This window comes from Clostridioides sp. ZZV14-6009, from assembly GCF_020658095.1.
Classification (GTDB): Bacteria; Bacillota; Clostridia; order Peptostreptococcales; family Peptostreptococcaceae; genus Clostridioides.
In genome coordinates, this window is sequence record NZ_JAGWDG010000013.1 from 41,811 (window position 1) to 60,952 (window position 19,142).

A 19,142-nucleotide genomic window follows, 5' to 3' on the forward strand; every position below is an offset into this window, starting at 1 on the left:
TCCAATTAATGTTTTCCTAAGACTGAGTTGGAAGTAATACAGTAAAACTAATCCTATCATTTTCACTTTGAGCCAAAATTTCTCCGCCATGCAAAAGAATAATTTCATTGGCAATAGAAAGCCCAAGACCTGCACCACCACTATCCGATTTACGAGCCTCATCTAAACGGTTAAATTTTTCAAAAATTGTAGATAATTGTTCTGTTGGAATAGTCTGCCCTTGGTTTTCAAATTTAATTTTAATCTTATCCTGTTCCCTTCGAGCGTAAATCAGAATTTCTGTATTAGGATAGCTGTATGTAACAGCATTTTTGAGCATGTTGTTAAACACTCTAGCTAGTTTTTCAGAATCAGCATAAACCGTCAGATTCTCATTTGCGTTAAGTACAGCAGAATTTCCTTTAGCAGATAATACAGGATAAAATTCATCAATGAGTTGTACAAGCATATAGTATAAATCTACATTTGTTTTTGTTAGTTGAATTTGCTGTGTATTGTACCTCGTGATTTCAAAGAATTCATTAATGAGCTTTTCCAGACGTATAGATTTCTTCAAAGCAATTCCAATATATTTTGCTTTCTGTTCTATTGGTATGTCAGGTGCTTCATCCAGTAGACTTAAATAACCTATTACAGAGGTAAGAGGTGTGCGAATATCATGAGCTAAATACATAACTAATTCATTTTTTTTGTTTTCAGCTTCTTTTACAGCTTGCTGGCTAATCAGAACAGCCATTTTTATTTGGTTCATCTGCTTCTCCATATCTTTGAGTGGTTCAGATAATTCAATGGTGCTGTCATTTGGTTGATATATTGTTTTAGTGGCATTCATTACTTCCTGCAAATATTCCCACGGTTTTTTCCAGTAATGATAAAAAATACAGAAAAAACCTATAATCAAATATAGAAAATAAATGACTTCAACTCTAAGATGTAGCCACGTAAAAAATGTATTTGAAAATCTACTGAATCCATAGTCAAATAATATTGTCAAAACATACCCAACTAAGGTATAAATAATTAAGGTTATACAGAGTTTCATACGTAATTTCTTTTCTATACCATTATTCGTCATTGCTATCACCTCCATATCTATACATTCATTAATTGGATAACAGAAGAACTGTCATCAGCACTAAAAAAAGAACTGCAACGATTCCAGCTAGGGTTGAAATTACTGTATCTGTTTTTTGCTTATCTTTTAGTATTTTCAGCAGTAATGCATATAGACTAATACCAATTATTCCACCGAACATATTGGTGATTAGGTCTGTAATATCTGTACTTCCAATAGCAAGAATATACTGAATCATTTCAAAGATAAAACTGGTTCCAAAAATAATAAGAACTTTATTTTGCAGTTTCATTCTTGATGACAACATAGAAAGTAAAACTCCGAAAGGAATAAAAATTAAAATATTATCTATTACTTCCTTAAAGTGAAACTGTTCTCCAACAGAAGTAGAGTAATGAAAGGGAATCAAGTTGATACTCCTTGTGTAACCTATATCGCTTATTCTGAATTGTAGTTTAAACAATATAATCCATACTAATAAGACTAAATAAAGCATGAATAATACACAACTAATTATTTTTAAATGTTTATTTTTTTTCTTCATAGCGTAACTTTTCCTCTCATCATGTTGAGTTTTAGTTAAATTTTATAACCCACTCCCCATATAGTTTTGATATATTTAGGTTTTTCAATAGTGTCACCCATTTTTTCACGTAAATGTCGTATATGAACGGTGATTGTATTGTTACTTTTGCTATAATACTCATCTTGCCATATTTTATGGAACAATTCCTCAGAACTAACAACATTTCCTTTGTTCTGTAGCAAAATACAAAGTATAGAATACTCTGTTGGTGTAAGTGAAATAGGATTTCCGTCAAGTAGACATTCATATGTCTTAATATTAATTTCTAAACCTGAATAACACAAAACAGAACTTGTATCAGATTCTTCTTGTATATGATTGTACTTTTTGTATCTGCGCAGCTGAGCCTTTACTCTAGCAATTAATTCAAGGGGACGAAAAGGCTTTGTGACATAATCGTCAGCTCCTAAAGTTAATCCTGTAATTTTGTCAGTTTCTTCATCTTTTGCAGTTAACATAATAACTGGAAAAGTGTCCTTCTCACGTATTTTTCGACAAATATCAAATCCATTTACATCAGGCATCATAATATCTAAAATAGCAAGGTCAAGCTCTGTATTTTCTATACAAGCAAGGGCTTCCTTAGCTGAATAATACTTAAATACAATATAATCTTCATTTTGCAGATAGACCTCTATTAAGTCTGCTATATCATGTTCATCATCTACTACAAGAATTTTATCATTCATAACTGTTTTCCTCCTTTCGGGCATATCTAAGATATTTTATTATTATATCAAAAGAATCTTTACTATTTATGATTTTCTGCATAAGAAATTATTAAGAATTTCTTAACCTTATAACTTTTTGTGGCTATCTTTCGGTTTTTCTGCTTCTTTTGGTAGCAACCACATACGACTAGAATGTATAGTGTCTGGTATTCAATTTTCAAACAATCTTGCTGAATAATAATTGATGAAGTAAAGAATGTTGTTTGGATAAATGAAAAAAACACTCCCCCTCAAGAGAATGCTTAGTTATGACTATATAAGATAATGATAGAGAAAGTATAATGATGTTCAAAGATGAATATAAAACACGACTAATGAAAACAACTCATTTTCATTTACTCTAAAATTAAAATCTTCAATTCTTATTATATAAAATTTATGTAATGCTTGTAATTGCTTGTTTTTTAAATTTATAAAATAAAAGTAATGATATAACAGAGATAATAAAAGCTGGAGAAATAACACGTAATGCAGTAATTCCTATAGATTTCATTTCAGCATCAGCATTAAATAAAGTAAGTATTTGTGCTGGAATAAGTTCAAATAAAATCATTCCAAATAGCATTATACAACTTATAATTACAATAGAAATTTTTATTGCTTTTTCAGCTCTAAACCATTTTTTTGCGCCATAGTTATAACCAACAACTGGTCTCAATGCTTGCATAAGCCCGTATGATGGCATATATACGAATGTTTGAAGTTTAAAAAAAATCCCGAATGTTGCAACAGCTGTCTGTGAAATTGTAGCAAGAATACCATTTAATATTGATACCATAATGGAAGGTACCGCCAACATTAATGTTGATGGTATAGAAACGCTATAAATGGCTTTTAAAACGGAACTACTTATACGAAAACCTCGAAAATTTATACGTACTTCTTTTATCTTATATTTTAATATAAAAACTGCCAAAAGCATACCTGCAATCTGTCCTATAACTGTTGCGATAGCTGCTCCACGTACTTCCATAGCAGGAAAACCACATAAGCCAAAAATTAATATAGGGTCTAATATAATATTGGTAATTGCGCCTAGTCCTTGTGTCAACATTGGTAAAGCAGTTTTTCCAGTTGCTACAAAGATATTTTCAATAGCTACCTCAAATAGTAAAGAAAAAGAAAATAAAATAATAATAAAAGCATAATCGTATCCCCATTGGGTTATAGTTGAATCTGATATGAACTGGCTTAAAAAAGGATTTATTAGAAATAATCCTAACAGAATAGAAATGATATAGTGAATCCCTACAAAAACGATACCATGTGTTGCTATTTTATTAGCTACTAATGTTTGTTTTGCTCCTAAGTAACGTGATATACAAGAAGCAAGACTTATTCCGAATCCTAATGCTATTGATAAGATAAGGTTTTGAATTGGATATACTAACGACACTGCTGTAACTGCATCTTGCCCAATTTTAGCAACGAAAATACTGTCTACAATATTATACATAGACATAATTAGATTAGAAATCATTGGAGGAATTGCCATTCTCATCAATAATGGTAATACTGGTTTTTCCTCTAACATATTCAATTGTTCCATAATAAATAACTCTCCTTTAAACTTGATTAATTTATAAATTAGTTTGCAGAGTTATCCATCGATATCTTCCTTGCCATGGACATAGTCTGAATCTCTTTTTTGACGGAAGAATTATATTTTTTTTGTAGTTTACATTACTTGTCAAAAACATAGACTCTCTCTCCTTATAATGGTTACAATGTGTCTTTAAAACTATATCTCAGTGCAATATACTTAAGTTATCGTTTGCCTATTTCTTTTATAGAATTCTCCATTATTGCTTTTACATTTGCACCCTTAATATCCAAATTTTCAGCTTTATAGCATATAACTTCTGGTATTCCATAGAAAATATGGCATAGAGCTTTAATGTAATCATATCCTAAATTATATTCTGAAATTAATCCTCCAGCAGTAGTTACATATATGATTCTTTTAGCTTTACAAAGACCTTGTGCTGTTCCATCTGAGGCATATTTAAAACTTAAGCCACAAACTGTTACAGCTTCAAAATAAATTCGGATAGATGCTGGAAATGTCAAATCCCAATAAGGAGCAGCAATTACTATTTCATCTGCATCCACAAATTGATGAGCATATCTAAACATTGGTGCAGAAAAGTCATGATTTTGAGAATATATATCTCTTTTTTGTAAGGTTTCCCAATTCAAAGGCATAATCTGCTCTCTTTCTAATTTCACTTCCTCAATAATACCATCCATTTTATCTAACACATGTTGAGCTAAAATATATGTACGTGACTCTGGACGCACACAAGCATTTAAAAATAAAATTTTACTCATTTTTTCACCTACAATCTTTGATAAGCACTATTTCCAATAAAGACACAATTGTAGTATATCATATCAATTCTTCTTTTTCTATGATTTCTTTCAGTGCTAGACCTTACTAATTGAAATTTTACATAATAAATCAGCAAACATACTTGCAATACTAATACCTTAGTATCTTACATGTTAGTCTATTGGTACTTATATACAAAATCATATCATAGTGCTACTAATCTTATGTTTAACAAAAAGGAATTACTATCATTGAATAAAAAAAGGTAACAACTATCTCTCTAGTTGCTACCTTCCTAATCATCAATTCTTGAGTTTTGATATACTAAAATTTTTAACTTGAGATTTGAATAACTTTTCAACTTCATCAACTATACTTTGTATATTATTTTCATATTCTAAGTCATAATATACATTTATCTCACCTATACTATTTATACTCATAGAATATTCTTTTCTTTCTATTATACATATACTGCCACAATCTGATAAATCATTCTTATATATTGATTTTAATTGTCTTTTTATCTTAGGAAAATCTATCGCTGGATAAACATTGTTTGGATAAAAACTCTTATCATATATTAACATCTTATCCACCCCTTATCATTCTATTTATAAAAATTTATACCTTATTAAAATCATATTAAACATATTTTTCCATATTTTTATAATTATTATAAAGTCTTCACTCCATCTATTGATATAATCTACTAGAATTATTAGTTGAGGATGTTAGATGTATCTCATATGAATTGGTTATGAATTACATCATAATAAAAACTGAATCTAGACGTGATATCAACGCTGGAATTTTCCAATTTATTTGCTTTATAGCATATATTATATCATTGGCTAAAAATGAAATTGAAATATACAGCACTATACCTGAAATAAGAATTTCTTTTATATCCATCTTACTTTATTTTGAACATAACTAAATATTAGAGTTGCTTTTTTGATTTATTTAATAAAGAAAAAAAGAGCGGAATGAATTTCCACTCTTTTACTATATATAAAAAACTAAATTATTCTTTTACAACATCTTTAGTTGTTTCTTTTTTATAAACACCATCATCCAAAATTGTATTTCCTTTTTCTAGAGTGTCTTTAGTTGTTTCTTTTTTATAAACATCTCCAGATACAGGAGTATCTGCAAATGATTTATTTGCAAGTAATCCAAATCCGCTTAAACCAATTAATCCTGATAATCCTAGAACCATAAATTGTTTTTTTATAATTATTATCTCCTTTTCTTTATCTTATTTTCTAAATAATACCATAATAATGTTTACCAAATGTTTACCATATTTAAAAACTATAAATTCATCTAATTCTTTTATTATCTTTTCTCTTAAACCATTAATCTTATCATTCTCCTTTTTAATTTATTGTATAAAAAAAGACCATCTACAAAGATGACCTTTTGGGTTAATCTATTTTTTTATCTTCTTTATTCTTTTTACCTGCCAATCCTTATCAGTATCTTCCATTATGTATGTTCTAACTATTTCACCACACTCTAAACATAAATCAGAATATACTGTTGCCGCCCCTAGTAAATTGTATCTTAATCCAACATTGCCAGTATCACTTTTTCCTCCCCATTTAATATTTTTTTGAATTTTCTCACTACCGCAGTTAGGACATTTCATGTTTATACCTCCTAGTAATTATTTTCTTTATAAAAAAGTTAGAAATTAACCTAAACCTCTTACTATCTATGCAGCATATTCGTATTTCTTTTTATATTCTCTAACAGCATCATTCCAAGCTGCATCTACAGTTATACCCTTTTTATTAGCAATCTTTTGTGCTATTTCTATTATCTTCATAGCTCTTCTTGATATGTTCATACTTATTCCTCCTAAAGTTCTCATATATTTTATATACAAATATGTATATTTAAATTCATTTAGTATTTATATAACCTTTAGCTTACTTATATATTATCAAAAGTTTGTGTACTGAATGTGAACTGTATTAGAAGAACTTTAGAATTTTAAAAAATAAGAAAATAATATTAAAGCAAATTCATGTCATTATTTTCCATATGCCTATTTTTAATAAATATTGGCAATGTGTTAACAAAATTTTTAAAGAAACATAAGAAGTTACAAAAATAAATAAAATTAAAATTCTGTGAACAATATATAAACTCCAACTTTGTATGTAAAAAAGAAATGGGTGAACGTGTAACAATAAATAGTTTAAAATATTTAAGTAGAGTTGCTAATTATGAACTTGGTATAGATTTTAATTTTCATAGTTTAAGACATACACTTTGCCACCGAAAAACAATTACGGTGGCAAACTGGTGGCAAATCCAACCTTATAACATGATACAAACAGTCGAAACCCTGTTATTCTCTAATAAGTTTAACTACAGTCTCACAATGTGGTGTATTGGGGAACATATCCATACACTTGACCAATTTAATCTCATAACCATAACTCTTAAAATCAACCAAATCAACAACCAAAGACTTAGGATTACAAGAAATATAAACAATCTCCTCTGCACCAAATCCACAAATATCTCTAATAGCATCCTTATGAATACCTGGTCTAGGAGGGTCAACAATGATTAAATCGGGCTTATCTTTCAAATCTTTAACAACCTTAGCCACATCTCCAGCAATAAACTCACAATTAGTAAGTCCATTTAACTTTGCATTCTCATTAGCTGCAACAACAGCTTCCTCAACTATTTCAATACCATACACCTTCTTAGCTGCACCAGCCATAACCTGTCCAATAGACCCAGTCCCACTATATAAATCAAATACAACCTTATCATTGTAATTTCCAATAAAATCCCTAGCAATACTATAAAGAACCTCAGCTCCTTTAGTATTAGTTTGGAAAAATGAGAATGGAGAAATCTTAAATTTAAGCCCTAAAATCTCCTCTTGTATGTAATCTCTTCCATATAAAACTCTCAACTCATCACATTGAACAGCATCTGCCAGACCATCATTAATAGTGTGAAGTACACCTACCAACTCAGCTTTTAAATTAAGTCCTAAAAGCATGTCTTTAAATTCATTCATATTAAAATCTTCCTGAGAAGAAGTAACTATATTAACCATAATCTCATTAGTATGAATCCCTTTTCTAACTACAAGATGTCTTAAATATCCCTTGTGATTCATTGTTCTATAATAAGGAAGATTTTTTTCATTGAAAAATTCCACACTAGATACTAATACTTTTGAGAAGTCTTCATCAACCAACATACATTCTTCAACAGTTTGTATATCTATATGCTTTCCTTTTTTATGAAGTCCTAATGTTAAAGGTCCATTTTTTACTTCATCCCCAAAAGTATACTCCATTTTATTTCTATAGTACTTGTTTTCAGGACTTCCTTCTATTCCTAAAAATTGAAATCCAAATAAGTCTTGCTTTAAAAATAAATCCATAACTTGTTTTTCTTTTATTTCTAATTGCTTTTCATATGGCACTGATAGTAATGTACATCCTCCACATTCTCTAAAGTGCTTACAAGGTATTTCAGTTTCAAGTGGGGAATGTTCAAGCAACTCCATCATCTTAACTTCTGCTTTTTTGCTTCTAACTTTTTTAACAGCAGCTTTTACCTTTTGACCACTTATCCCGCCCTTCATATGAATAACTCTATCTCCAACTTGGCTTAAAGATGTACCTCCAAACTCCATTTTATCTACTTCAAATTCTATAATATCCTTTTTCTTCACAAATTCTCCTCCAATTTACTATAGTGTCTTTATTATCTTTCTTCAATCAATTTTACTTCTTCATCTGTCAACTCTCTATATTCGCCTAACTCTAAACTCTCATCCAACTTTAAATTACCCATAGACAATCTTTTTAAGTATACTACTTTTTTATCTACGCTTTCAAACATTCTTTTAACTTGGTGAAATTTACCTTCATGTATTGTAAGTTCTATCTCTGATTCCTCATCACTCTTTAATATTTTTAACTGAGATGCCATAGTTTTGTACCCATCATCAAGTACTACTCCTTCTGCAAAAGCTTCTATATCTTTTTCAGTCACTATCCCATCAATTTTTGCATAATAAATCTTAGGCACATGCTTCTTAGGCGATAAAACTCTGTGAGAAAGCTTCCCATCATTAGTTAAAACTAATAATCCTTCTGTATCTTTGTCTAATCTTCCAACAGGAAATGGTTCAAATGCTAAGTATGATACATCAATCAAATCTAAAACTGTTGGGTCGTATTTATCTGTAGTCGCTGATATATATCCATCTGGTTTATTCATCATTAAATATATATATTCTCTATAGACAACTTCTTCTCCATTGAATAATATTTCATCATTTTCAGTATCTACTTGAGTCCCTGGGTTTGAAGCTTCACTTCCATTTACTACTACAGACCCTTGCTTACAATATTTCTTTATCTCACTTCTGCTTCCATAACCTAAGTTTGAAAGAATTTTATCTATACGTTGCTTCTTAGCCATTAAAAATGTTCTCCATTCTCATAATATTTTTCTTTTTCAAATAATGTAAATGCTAAATCCATACTTTCAACATCTAAATTATTTCTTATGCTATCAGTTATTATTCTTGCTACTATGTCTTGTACTTCTTGTCCTCTATCAAACCATGCTATCTCGACAAAAGGATATACTTCTACTATTTTACCATCTCTTATTGCAACTGATTTTATACATTCTATCTCAAAGTAATCTCTTGGACATTTTACAGCTTCAACTAAATCATCTATCATTTTTTCACTTATTTTACATATATCATTTTCATGAATTCCTCTTATCTTTATCTGTGGCATATTGACTCTCCTTTATTTTAAACCTTTCTTTATTTTAATTCTTCCTAAATCGTTTCTATTCTTTATTATTCTACCTAATCCTATTATCTTCTATTTAACATTATACTTGTAATTTATAGTTATTACAATTTACTATATACTTTTTTTGATTTAACGTTATAATATAAGTGATGGGTAAATTTTAAAAGTTAATAGGAGGAGTTTAAAATGGCATTAATTACTACAAAAGAAATGTTTAAAAAAGCTTACGAAGGTGGATTTGCTATAGGTGCATTTAACATAAGTGACTTAGAACAATTACAAGGTGTTTTAAAGGCTGCTAAAGCTAAAAATTCTTATGTTATGATACAAGCTTCTATGTCAGCTGTTAAATATGCTGGACCTCATACTTTAGTTGAGATGGTTAAAGCTGCTTCTGATGAAATAGGTGTAGATGTAGCTCTTCACTTAGATCATGGTCCAAATATGGATGCTATTAAAACTTGTATTGATGCTGGTTTCTCTTCAGTTATGATAGATGGATCTCATTTTGACTTTGAAGAAAATGTTAAAATAACTAAAGAAGCTGTTGAATATGCACACTCTAAAGGTGTTGTTGTTGAAGCAGAACTTGGTGTTTTAGCTGGAACAGAAGATGATGTTACTTCTGATGTTCATAAATATACTCAACCTGCTGAAGCAGTTGAATTTGTTGAAAGAACAGGAGTTGATTCATTAGCAATAGCTATAGGAACTTCTCATGGTGCTTTCAAATTCAAAGGAGAAGCTAAATTAAGATTCGACATACTAGAAGAAATCCAAAGTAAATTACCAGGTTTCCCAATAGTTCTTCATGGTGCATCTGCTGTTGACCAAAACGCTGTTGCTACATGTAATGAATTTGGTGGAAATATAGCTGGAGCTAAAGGTGTACCTGTAGACATGTTAAGAAAAGCATCTTCTATGGCTGTTTGTAAAATAAACATGGATACTGACTTAAGACTAGCTATGACTGCTGCTGTTAGAAAATTCTTAGCTGAAAATCCAAAAGAATTTGACCCAAGAAAATACATTGGTGCTGGTAGAGATGCTATACAAGCTGTAGTTGAAAGTAAAATAGATGATGTTTTAGGTTCTACTAACTCTATAAACTAATATAACTTTTAAATATTTATAAAAGAAAAGAGATGACTTAGAATAATTAAAATTATTTTTAAGCCATCTCTTTTAAGTTGTATATAGGTTATGTATTTAAAATTATATTATATTTATTCAAATTACTCTATTAACTTATTTATTAAACTCGAATATATCCACTTTTTATCTTTCTATGTATTGTAGAAGGATATATTCCTATCACTTCGGCTGCCTTTGTTATTGACCCATATTTATTTATAGCTTTACTTATCATTATTTGGTCTACCATTTTATATGCATCATTCAGATTCATAATTCCATTTACCACTATTGGTGATAAATCATCTGATTCGTTATCAATCATATCCAGATTTATAAGCATATTAAATTCATCTTCTCCAATTACGTTTTTGGCTGATAATACTACAAATCTTTCAATAATATTTTTTAACTCTCTTATATTTCCTGGCCAAGAGTATTCTTCCAATAACTCAATAACCTTAGGTGAAACTTCTACTTCTCTATTGTACTTATCATTATAAAGTTTTAAGAAATACTCAACCAATGGAACTATATCTTCTTTTCTTTCTCTAAGTGGTGGTATCTTTACTGGAATAACACTCAATCTATAGTACAAATCTTGTCTAAATTTGAGGTTGTTTCTAAGGTCCTCATGAGAAATATTAGTGGCACTTATATATCTAACATCTATCTTTATAGGTTTACTTCCACCAATTCTAGTAATTGTATTTTCTTGTATGACTCTAAGTAATTTTTTTTGCATTTGCATTGGCAGTTCGCCTATTTCATCCAAGAATATAGTTCCACCATTTGCTTCTTCAAAAAGTCCTTTTTTACCTTTTTTCTTAGCTCCAGTAAAAGAACCTTCTTCATATCCAAAAAACTCTGATTCTAATAATTCATTTGGTATAGCCCCACAGTTTATAGCTATAAAAGGCTTTTCCCTTCTTGAACTATACTTATATATTGTCCTAGCTATAATTTCTTTTCCTACACCTGATTCTCCATTTATAAATATAGAAGAATCTGATGCTGCAGCTCTCTTGACAACTTTTTTTATATTGTCCATAGTCTTACTTTTGCTTATATACTCTGTATCTTCTGATACATCACTATATCTTATCTGAGATTCAAGTTTAATAACCCTTGATATATCTCTTCCTGTAAGTACTCCTCCTGTAAGTTTTCCTTTTGAGTCCCATCTTGGAACAGCTGTATAAGCGATAAGTTTTCCATCAGGATAAACAATATTTCTATAAATCTTTTTCTTTACCTTAAGCATATTTAATATTATTGGTTCTTCAACTAATCCCTGTCTGACAAGATCTGTTATATTTCTACCAAGTACTTCAGTTCTTTTAAAAGGTAAAATCTCATCACTGACAGTATTCATCTTTTCAATTACTCCATCTTTGTTAAATACAACGACAACTTCATCTATATGTTCTATTATATCCTCAACTACTTTGTCAGATATTACAGACTTCTCAAATAAATAAACTATGTTATTTTCATTATCATTATCTTTCATATTATAAATATGTGCAGTCATTCTTAATTCTCTAAAAGCTATTTTCTTTTTATTATTCACCAGTATATCTTTTTTGTCAAAATTTGAATCTAATTCATTTATATTTTTAGGTCTTTTTATATCGAGAAAACTAAAAATATTATCTATTAGATGATTACAGTATATTATTTCGCCTGACTCTTTACATAAAATAGCTGGATTTTCTACATATTCTATAAGCCCTATCAAATTATTATCCATTAATATTCGCACCTTTCATTAAGTAATTTATTGAACTACATACAAAATTTATTGTTTGCTTACAATAAATACTATTAGCACATACAACCAACTCCTTATTTGTCTTTTTTTTAATATCTTCCTTCATTAAAATACAACTTACAGATAATTTTAATGGTCATAGTTTGTTAAAAATTTCATTTTGCTTTTAATTGTATTTTATCACATATTCAGTAATTATTTGTCTATTTAATACAATTTAATTAAAATTAATACTTATTTTTGAAAATAAAGATAATCCTTATAGAATACGACTCACATTTTGTAAGTAATATACATATAAGGATTATCTAGATATCTTGTATTATAAAATTTTATTCAAACAGACTTTTTAATAACTGACAAATACGATTTAGCAATAACCATATTATGTAATAATATTTATGTTACTAACTAATAAGGCTTATTTCATCAGTAGTATTTAGGTACTTGTTACCTATTAAGCTTTTATAGCTTCTAATAAATCATCAACGCTATCTAATTTATCTATAAGCATTGGAACTATTTCATGTAAGTCTCCAACTACTCCATAATCAGCAATTTCTAATATTGGAGCTGCTGGGTTTTTGTTTATAGCAATTATGAAATCTGATGATTGCATACCTGCTAAATGTTGTATTGCTCCTGATATACCACAAGCTATGTATAGGTTTGGTTTAACAGTAGTTCCTGTTTGACCTACTTGGTGAGAATGGTCTATCCATCCAGCATCTACAGCAGCACGAGAAGAACCAACTACTCCACCTAATTTGTCAGCTAATTGTTTAAGCATTTCAAATCCTTCAGGTCCACCTAATCCTAGACCACCTGATACTATAACATTTGCATCTGTAAGAGATACTAAATCTTTTTTACTCTTAACTGTTTCTAAAACAGTAGTTCTTATATCATCTTGAGTTATTTTGTAATCTAATGCTATAACTTTACCAGTTCTTGTTTCGTCTTTTTCAGCTTTATCCATAACACCAGGTCTAACTGTAGACATTTGAGGTCTATGGTTTGGACAAATGATTGTAGCCATTATGTTTCCACCAAATGCTGGACGAGTTTGTTTTATTTTCTTATCTTCTGGGTCTATTTCTAATTTAGTACAGTCTGCTGTTAATCCAGTTCCTACTCTTGAAGCTATTCTAGGTGCTAAGTCTCTACCTATATGAGTTGCTCCGAAAAGCATTATTTCTGGTTTTATTTCATCTATTGCATCTTTTATTACTTTTGTATATGCATCAGTTGTATATTTTTCTAAAAGAGCATCATCTGCAACATAAACTTTATCAGCTCCATAAGAAATCAATTCTTTAGCTAATCCATCAACATCTTTTCCTAATAATACTGCACAAAGTTCTGCATCTACTTCTTTAGCTAATTTTCTTCCTTCTCCTAATAATTCGATAACTACTGGAGTTATTTTTCCATCTCTTTGCTCTGCAAATATCCATACGTTTTTATAAGAACTTAAATCTTTTATATCATTCATAGTTTGTACTCCTCCAACTTATATAATGTGCTTTTGTTTTAGACCTATTATTATTTTGTTAGCTATTTCGTCAGCTTTACCTTCTAAGATTTCTCCTTTTCCTCTTGGTTCAGGAGTAAATGATCTAAATACTTTAGTTGGTGATGCTTTTAAGCCAACTTCTTCTTTATTTACGTCTAAATCATCAATTGTCCAAACTTTTACATCATGTTTATATGCTTTAACTATTTTATCAACAGACATATATCTAGGTGCATTTAATTCTTTTACTGCTGTTAAAAGTACAGGTGTACTTACTTTAATTAATTCATATCCATCTTCTAATTGTCTTTGAACTATTATGTCTTTTCCTTCTATTTTGAAGTCTTGTACATATGTAACTTGAGGAATGTCTAGTTTTTCTGCAATTTGTGGTCCAACTTGTGCAGTATCTCCATCTATTGCTTGTCTTCCTGCAAATATTATATCATAATCGCCTATTTTAGATATTCCTGCTGCGATAGTATTTGATGTAGCCCAAGTATCAGCTCCTCCAAATGCTCTATCACTTAATAATATTGCATCATCAGCCCCCATAGCTAAACACTCTCTTAGCATAAAATCTGCTTGAGGAGGTCCCATTGTTATAACTGTTATAGTTACATCATCATGCTCATCTTTAATTTTTAATGCTTCTTCTAATGCATTTGCATCATCTGGGTTTAATATACTAGGAACCCCATCTCTTATAAGAGTACCTGTTTCTTTATTTATTCTTACTTCGTTAGTATCTGGAACTTGTTTTACGCAAACTAATATTTTCAAAGTCTATACCTCCAATTTCATTAGATTATTTATTATTTTAATACGTTTGATGAAATTACCATTTTTTGAACTTCTGATGTTCCTTCGTATATTGATACGATTCTAGCATCTCTGTAAATTCTTTCTATTTCATAATCTTTTATGAATCCATATCCACCGTGAAGTTGTAATGCTTTATAAGCAACTTCATTTGCAACTTCTGCTGCATAGTATTTAGCCATCGCAGATTCTTGAGCAACTCTCATTCCTGCATCTCTCTTTTGTGCTGCGTCATAAACTAATCCTCTAGCTGCACAAACTTTTGTTTCCATATCAGCTATAGTAAATTGAGTATTTTGGAATTTAGCTATAGGCTTACCAAATTGAACTCTTTGTTTTGTATATTTAACAGCTTCATCTAAAGCACCTTGAGCAATTCCTAAAGCTAAGGCAGCAACACCTATTCTACCTACTTCTAAAGTACCCATTGCTATTTTAAATCCATTACCTTCTTTTCCTATAAGGTTTTCTTTTGGAACTTTAACGTTTTCAAATATTAAGTCAGAAGTTTCAGTTCCTCTTATACCCATCTTATCTTCATGAGCTCCTGTTGAGAAACCATCCCATTTGCTTTCTACTATAAATGCTGATGTCCCTCTAAGACCTTTAGATCTATCTGTAACTGCTATTACTATAGCTATATCGCAGAATGGTCCATTAGTTATGAAAGTTTTTCTACCATTTAATATGTAGTGGTCTCCTACTAATTCTGCTGTTGTTTGTTGTCCACCAGCATCAGAACCAGCTCCTGGCTCAGTTAAACCAAATGCTCCTATTAACTCACCTGTTGCTAAACCTCTTAAGTATTTTTGTTTTTGCTCTTCAGTACCATTGTAAAGTATTGGTAATGTAGCAAGAGAAGAACCAGCTGTTACAAAAGTAGCTGTTGAAGCACATCTTCTAGCTATTTCTTCCATTATGATAGCGTAAGAAACATAACCTGCTCCCCCTCCACCATATTCTTCTGGGATATTACTGCTTATAAATTTTGTCTCAGCTAATTTTTTGATTAATTCCTTAGGCATTACACCTGTTTTATCCATTTCTGCTGGTAAAGTATCTAATTCTTTACTAACAAAATCTCTTACTGCTTTTCTTAAAAGTTCTTGCTCTTTGTTATATAACATAGCTTCCTCCAATTTTCATATTTTATAGTAAATTTATTTTAATGAACTTAAGCTAAACTCATCATCTCAGCAAATGTTTGAATACGAGTTCTTGCTTGTTCATTATTCTGAGTTTGTTGGTCAATTTCAACATATAAAGTAGGTATTCCACTATCTTCTATATCTTTCTTAACTAAAGGATAATCGTATTCTTCTGGGTCACAGAATTTCATCATACAGAAGATAACACCATCTACATCTTTCTTTTTAACTTCATCTACTATAAGTGACCCACGTTTTTTCTTAGGGTCATAAGCTAATGAACAACCTTCTATGTTTGACCATTGTCTTGCTAATCTTTCTAATGCATCATCACCTGCAGGTACATCTGTTCTGAATTGTCTTGTTTCTTGAGCTAAATCATCTGCTACTACTGCTATATTATTGTCTTCTAAAATATCTAATATATCTTTAGAATCTGCTAATATACCTGTCAATAAAACTTTCTTTCCAGAACAGACTTCTTCTGGCATTGCGTTTAATTTTGCTATTAAATCTTTTACTAATTTAGTGTGTTCTTCTTTTCTCATAAAGAATCCACTTTTAATTACTAAGCTTCTTATTGATGGTTTTATAGTATTAGAATGTTTATAAGCTACTTCAACAAAGTCTCTCATAGTTTTTCTATGTTCATTGTAAATTTCTATACTGTCATGAATTTTTGCTTCTTCTATTTCATAACCACATATTTCTTCAAGTTCTCTTTTTACACCTTTGTACTCACTGATTAGGTATTTTACACCAGCTTCAAGTTTTCTGTTTTGTGGGTGTACTAATGATATATATTTTATGTGAGGTACTGCTGATTTCCAGTTTTGTCCTAAACAAATTAATGTGTCACACATACCTGGTATGATAACTCCAGATAATTCATCATATGCACCTTTTAATCCATATTCTAGACATGATTGCATTATTGAACATGCAAATGCAGGGAAATATTGTTTAGCTAAATCTAATTCTGTTTGTCCACCCCATATACCAACTGGAAGCATTCCAGCTGCATGTATAATTTCTTCTGGGCAATAAACTGGGAAACAACCTATAGCTTTTTTACCAGTTGCATTTTTATATTCTTTTACAGCCTTATTTGGATTTTCAACTACTTCTTTCATTTTAGATAAAATAGCTTCCATTATATCTCACCTCTATTAAGTTTTTTTCTTTCTTCCATTACTTCAACTAAACCTTGAATTCTTGTTTCAAATTGAGCATTAGTAAAGGCTCTAGGGTCTGCTTGGTCACCATCAAATCCAGCATATGGTAATCCAGTTTCTTCAGCTGCTCTTCTTTGCATTTCATATTGTATTAAACTCATAAGTTTACAGCTTCTGTTCATATGATAGAATGCTCCATCACATTTACCCTCTACTAAAGAATCAACTCTATATTTTGTCATACGGTCTAAGTTTACATTGTTAAACATAGTACTGTATGCTACTGCCATTCCATCTAAATCATTAACTTCATATTGTAATGCCCAAGCATGTGGGTAAACACTACCTGTCATATTAACTCCAAATTTAGCTAATGTTTTCATTTTATATCCAATATATGGCCAGCAAGGTATACCTTCCATCATTATTCTGTATTTTTCTTCTCCTCTGAAAGAAGATTTTCCAGTTTTCATGTTGTCTTCTAACTCTTCTATAAGTAATTTAAATGCTTCTGTAGTTTCTTTTTTACCTCTAGCACAAACTATTACAGCCATGTAAGTAAATAAATCAAATCCATTCATTGGTGAAGGAGAAGAATCTGCTGGTAAACTCATAGAATATTTCCATAGTCTTCCGTTTTCAGCTGATATTTTCATTACTTCTTCAAATTTCTTAGGGTCAAATTTCTTTCCTGATATAACTTCTAATTGTTTTATAGCTTCTTCAAATTGAGCTTTTATATAGTCTATTCTTGATTGAGTTACTTCATCTTCATTATTGAAAGTTGTATCAATCATTATTAAAGGTATATCCAATTCTCTTGAAATATTTTCATACCATTTTATAACTTGATTACATATATTATTACAGCAAAGTAGGAAATCTGGAGCTGGCATATCTAAAGCTTCGCATCCACCATTTTCTAAAAGACCAAAGTTTGTTCTTGCATATGCACATAGGTCGATAGAATATCCTTTAGATTCAGCCATTTCACATAATTCTAAAGAACCTTTTTTAGCCGCTACCCCAGCTGCTTGATTTTCTGGATATAATACATTTAAGTCAAATACTTCTGCTAACTCTTGAGGAAATACTGATGTTGACCAACCTACAGGTCTTCCTTCTTCTTTAGCTTTAAATGCATTTGCATATTGTTCAGCTAATAAATCGTTTATTACTACTCTAGCTTCTTTTTTTTCAGACATTGTCATCCCTCTTTTTATATATTTTTCACTTCTTTTTGTGATTCTTTTGCTTCATCAAAAGCATATAATGCTGCTCCTAAAGCACCAGTTAATTGAGGTATATCAGGTACAATAATTTCTGTATTGATTTCTCTTGCCATAGCTCTTACAATTCCACTATTTCTGGCAACTCCACCAACCATTACTACGTTTCTTTGTACTCCTATTCTTTTTGCTAGGCTAGAAACTCTCTTTGCTACTGAAGTGTGAATACCTGCTACTATATCTTCAATTTTTGCATTTTCTGATAAGTGTGATATAACTTCAGATTCTGCAAACACTGTGCATGTACTACTTATTGATACTTCATTTTGAGAATTCATAGATATACTTCCGAGTTCAGATACATCAACCTCTATTATTTTTGCCATTACATCTAAAAATCTTCCTGTACCTGCAGCGCATTTGTCATTCATAAGAAAGTTTAGTAATCTTCCATTCTTATCTAGCTTTAGTACTTTAGCATCTTGACCACCTATATCAATAATGGTTCTTGTCTCTGGAATTATGAAGTTTACTCCTCTAGCATGACAACTTAACTCACTTATCTGTTTGTCAGCATCAGAATATTTCATTCTCCCATACCCTGTAACTACTATTTTCTCAATGTCTTCTCTTGCAAGACCTGACTCACTATATAATTTTTCCAAAACTCTTGATGGTCCAGTAGTCCCAGTACCAGAAGATATAGTAGCTGAAGCCACAATATCCTCTCCATCTTTTAAAATTACTCCCTTTGATGCAGTTGAACCTATATCTAATCCCATTGTATACATCTTTAG

20 protein-coding genes are annotated in these 19,142 nt (G+C 30.3%); 1 reads left to right on the forward strand and 19 read right to left on the reverse strand.

Annotated elements, in window-relative coordinates; translation table 11 throughout:
* Positions 1-16: 16 nt before the first annotated feature.
* The 12 genes from KGF36_RS14860 to KGF36_RS14910 all read right to left on the reverse strand — a co-directional run bounded on the left by KGF36_RS14860 (position 17) and on the right by KGF36_RS14910 (position 9,526).
* Positions 17-1,075, reverse strand: coding sequence for a sensor histidine kinase (locus tag KGF36_RS14860; RefSeq protein WP_227829340.1), 1,059 nt, complete (start codon positions 1,073-1,075; stop codon positions 17-19).
* A 28-nt stretch (positions 1,076-1,103) separates the two neighbouring features.
* Positions 1,104-1,619 carry a VanZ family protein gene (locus tag KGF36_RS14865; protein WP_227829339.1) on the reverse strand — a complete coding sequence of 172 codons (516 nt, stop codon included), beginning with the start codon at positions 1,617-1,619 and terminating at the stop codon, positions 1,104-1,106.
* Positions 1,620-1,654: 35 nt separating this feature from the next.
* Entirely contained in the window at positions 1,655-2,350 is a 696-nt protein-coding gene (gene vanR / locus KGF36_RS14870; protein WP_227829338.1) for a VanR-ABDEGLN family response regulator transcription factor, read from the reverse strand.
* A 418-nt stretch (positions 2,351-2,768) separates the two neighbouring features.
* The gene (locus KGF36_RS14875; RefSeq protein ID WP_227829337.1) at positions 2,769-3,941 is read right to left on the reverse strand and encodes an MATE family efflux transporter; all 1,173 of its coding nucleotides are present in this window, start codon (positions 3,939-3,941) and stop codon (positions 2,769-2,771) included.
* Positions 3,942-4,159: 218 nt separating this feature from the next.
* Positions 4,160-4,723 carry an NAD(P)H-dependent oxidoreductase gene (locus KGF36_RS14880; RefSeq protein WP_227829336.1) on the reverse strand — a complete coding sequence of 188 codons (564 nt, stop codon included), beginning with the start codon at positions 4,721-4,723 and terminating at the stop codon, positions 4,160-4,162.
* A gap of 303 nt (positions 4,724-5,026) precedes the next feature.
* The gene (locus tag KGF36_RS14885; RefSeq protein ID WP_227829335.1) at positions 5,027-5,314 is read right to left on the reverse strand and encodes a hypothetical protein; all 288 of its coding nucleotides are present in this window, start codon (positions 5,312-5,314) and stop codon (positions 5,027-5,029) included.
* Between the two features lie 437 nt (positions 5,315-5,751).
* Positions 5,752-5,946 (reverse strand): hypothetical protein, encoded by a 195-nt coding sequence (locus KGF36_RS14890; RefSeq protein ID WP_227829333.1) that lies wholly within the window; start codon positions 5,944-5,946, stop codon positions 5,752-5,754.
* A gap of 213 nt (positions 5,947-6,159) precedes the next feature.
* Positions 6,160-6,378: a hypothetical protein gene (locus KGF36_RS14895; protein ID WP_227829332.1), complete on the reverse strand. Its 219-nt coding sequence runs from the start codon at positions 6,376-6,378 to the stop codon at positions 6,160-6,162.
* Between the two features lie 66 nt (positions 6,379-6,444).
* Positions 6,445-6,579 carry a hypothetical protein gene (locus KGF36_RS20250; RefSeq protein ID WP_255287867.1) on the reverse strand — a complete coding sequence of 45 codons (135 nt, stop codon included), beginning with the start codon at positions 6,577-6,579 and terminating at the stop codon, positions 6,445-6,447.
* Between the two features lie 507 nt (positions 6,580-7,086).
* Entirely contained in the window at positions 7,087-8,442 is a 1,356-nt protein-coding gene (gene rlmD, locus KGF36_RS14900; RefSeq protein WP_227829331.1) for a 23S rRNA (uracil(1939)-C(5))-methyltransferase RlmD, read from the reverse strand.
* Positions 8,443-8,474: 32 nt separating this feature from the next.
* Complete coding sequence (locus tag KGF36_RS14905; RefSeq protein ID WP_227854815.1) at positions 8,475-9,197, reverse strand: pseudouridine synthase; 723 nt, start codon at positions 9,195-9,197, stop codon at positions 8,475-8,477.
* Positions 9,197-9,526: a DUF1904 domain-containing protein gene (locus KGF36_RS14910; protein ID WP_227829329.1), complete on the reverse strand. Its 330-nt coding sequence runs from the start codon at positions 9,524-9,526 to the stop codon at positions 9,197-9,199. The genes KGF36_RS14905 and KGF36_RS14910 overlap by 1 nt, the downstream gene beginning before the upstream one ends.
* Positions 9,527-9,733: 207 nt before the next feature.
* Here KGF36_RS14910 and fba point away from each other — a divergent pair, with 207 nt between their 5' ends.
* Positions 9,734-10,660 (forward strand): class II fructose-1,6-bisphosphate aldolase, encoded by a 927-nt coding sequence (gene fba, locus KGF36_RS14915; protein WP_227854816.1) that lies wholly within the window; start codon positions 9,734-9,736, stop codon positions 10,658-10,660.
* Between the two features lie 142 nt (positions 10,661-10,802).
* Here fba and KGF36_RS14920 read toward each other — a convergent pair whose 3' ends face one another.
* From KGF36_RS14920 to hadI, 7 genes are all read right to left on the reverse strand, one after another.
* Complete coding sequence (locus KGF36_RS14920) at positions 10,803-12,434, reverse strand: sigma-54 interaction domain-containing protein (RefSeq protein WP_227829327.1); 1,632 nt, start codon at positions 12,432-12,434, stop codon at positions 10,803-10,805.
* Positions 12,435-12,912: 478 nt separating this feature from the next.
* Positions 12,913-13,950, reverse strand: a complete 1,038-nt coding sequence (locus tag KGF36_RS14925; protein ID WP_227829326.1) for an electron transfer flavoprotein subunit alpha/FixB family protein — start codon at positions 13,948-13,950, stop codon at positions 12,913-12,915.
* Between the two features lie 18 nt (positions 13,951-13,968).
* Complete coding sequence (etfB, locus tag KGF36_RS14930) at positions 13,969-14,754, reverse strand: electron transfer flavoprotein subunit beta (protein WP_227829325.1); 786 nt, start codon at positions 14,752-14,754, stop codon at positions 13,969-13,971.
* Between the two features lie 32 nt (positions 14,755-14,786).
* Positions 14,787-15,920 carry a putative isocaproyl-CoA dehydrogenase AcdB gene (acdB, locus tag KGF36_RS14935; protein ID WP_227829324.1) on the reverse strand — a complete coding sequence of 378 codons (1,134 nt, stop codon included), beginning with the start codon at positions 15,918-15,920 and terminating at the stop codon, positions 14,787-14,789.
* Positions 15,921-15,967: 47 nt separating this feature from the next.
* Entirely contained in the window at positions 15,968-17,095 is a 1,128-nt protein-coding gene (hadC, locus tag KGF36_RS14940) for a (R)-2-hydroxyisocaproyl-CoA dehydratase subunit beta (protein ID WP_227829323.1), read from the reverse strand.
* Positions 17,095-18,321 carry a (R)-2-hydroxyisocaproyl-CoA dehydratase subunit HadB gene (gene hadB / locus KGF36_RS14945; RefSeq protein WP_227452795.1) on the reverse strand — a complete coding sequence of 409 codons (1,227 nt, stop codon included), beginning with the start codon at positions 18,319-18,321 and terminating at the stop codon, positions 17,095-17,097. Before hadB ends, hadC begins: the two co-directional genes overlap by 1 nt.
* 14 nt (positions 18,322-18,335) lie before the next feature.
* Complete coding sequence (hadI, locus tag KGF36_RS14950) at positions 18,336-19,136, reverse strand: 2-hydroxyisocaproyl-CoA dehydratase activator HadI (RefSeq protein ID WP_227829322.1); 801 nt, start codon at positions 19,134-19,136, stop codon at positions 18,336-18,338.
* Between the last annotated feature and the right edge of the window lie 6 nt (positions 19,137-19,142).

Coding starts and splice junctions, on each gene's coding strand:
- KGF36_RS14860 (WP_227829340.1), bottom strand. CDS start 1,075: ATGACGAATAATGGTATAGAAAAGAAATTACGTATGAAACTCTGTATA.
- KGF36_RS14865 (WP_227829339.1), bottom strand. CDS start 1,619: ATGAAGAAAAAAAATAAACATTTAAAAATAATTAGTTGTGTATTATTC.
- vanR (WP_227829338.1), bottom strand. CDS start 2,350: ATGAATGATAAAATTCTTGTAGTAGATGATGAACATGATATAGCAGAC.
- KGF36_RS14875 (WP_227829337.1), bottom strand. CDS start 3,941: ATGGAACAATTGAATATGTTAGAGGAAAAACCAGTATTACCATTATTG.
- KGF36_RS14880 (WP_227829336.1), bottom strand. CDS start 4,723: ATGAGTAAAATTTTATTTTTAAATGCTTGTGTGCGTCCAGAGTCACGT.
- KGF36_RS14885 (WP_227829335.1), bottom strand. CDS start 5,314: ATGTTAATATATGATAAGAGTTTTTATCCAAACAATGTTTATCCAGCG.
- KGF36_RS14890 (WP_227829333.1), bottom strand. CDS start 5,946: ATGGTTCTAGGATTATCAGGATTAATTGGTTTAAGCGGATTTGGATTA.
- KGF36_RS14895 (WP_227829332.1), bottom strand. CDS start 6,378: ATGAAATGTCCTAACTGCGGTAGTGAGAAAATTCAAAAAAATATTAAA.
- KGF36_RS20250 (WP_255287867.1), bottom strand. CDS start 6,579: ATGAACATATCAAGAAGAGCTATGAAGATAATAGAAATAGCACAAAAG.
- KGF36_RS14905 (WP_227854815.1), bottom strand. CDS start 9,197: ATGGCTAAGAAGCAACGTATAGATAAAATTCTTTCAAACTTAGGTTAT.
- KGF36_RS14910 (WP_227829329.1), bottom strand. CDS start 9,526: ATGCCACAGATAAAGATAAGAGGAATTCATGAAAATGATATATGTAAA.
- fba (WP_227854816.1), top strand. CDS start 9,734: ATGGCATTAATTACTACAAAAGAAATGTTTAAAAAAGCTTACGAAGGT.
- KGF36_RS14920 (WP_227829327.1), bottom strand. CDS start 12,434: ATGGATAATAATTTGATAGGGCTTATAGAATATGTAGAAAATCCAGCT.
- KGF36_RS14925 (WP_227829326.1), bottom strand. CDS start 13,950: ATGAATGATATAAAAGATTTAAGTTCTTATAAAAACGTATGGATATTT.
- acdB (WP_227829324.1), bottom strand. CDS start 15,920: ATGTTATATAACAAAGAGCAAGAACTTTTAAGAAAAGCAGTAAGAGAT.
- hadC (WP_227829323.1), bottom strand. CDS start 17,095: ATGGAAGCTATTTTATCTAAAATGAAAGAAGTAGTTGAAAATCCAAAT.
- hadB (WP_227452795.1), bottom strand. CDS start 18,321: ATGTCTGAAAAAAAAGAAGCTAGAGTAGTAATAAACGATTTATTAGCT.
- hadI (WP_227829322.1), bottom strand. CDS start 19,136: ATGTATACAATGGGATTAGATATAGGTTCAACTGCATCAAAGGGAGTA.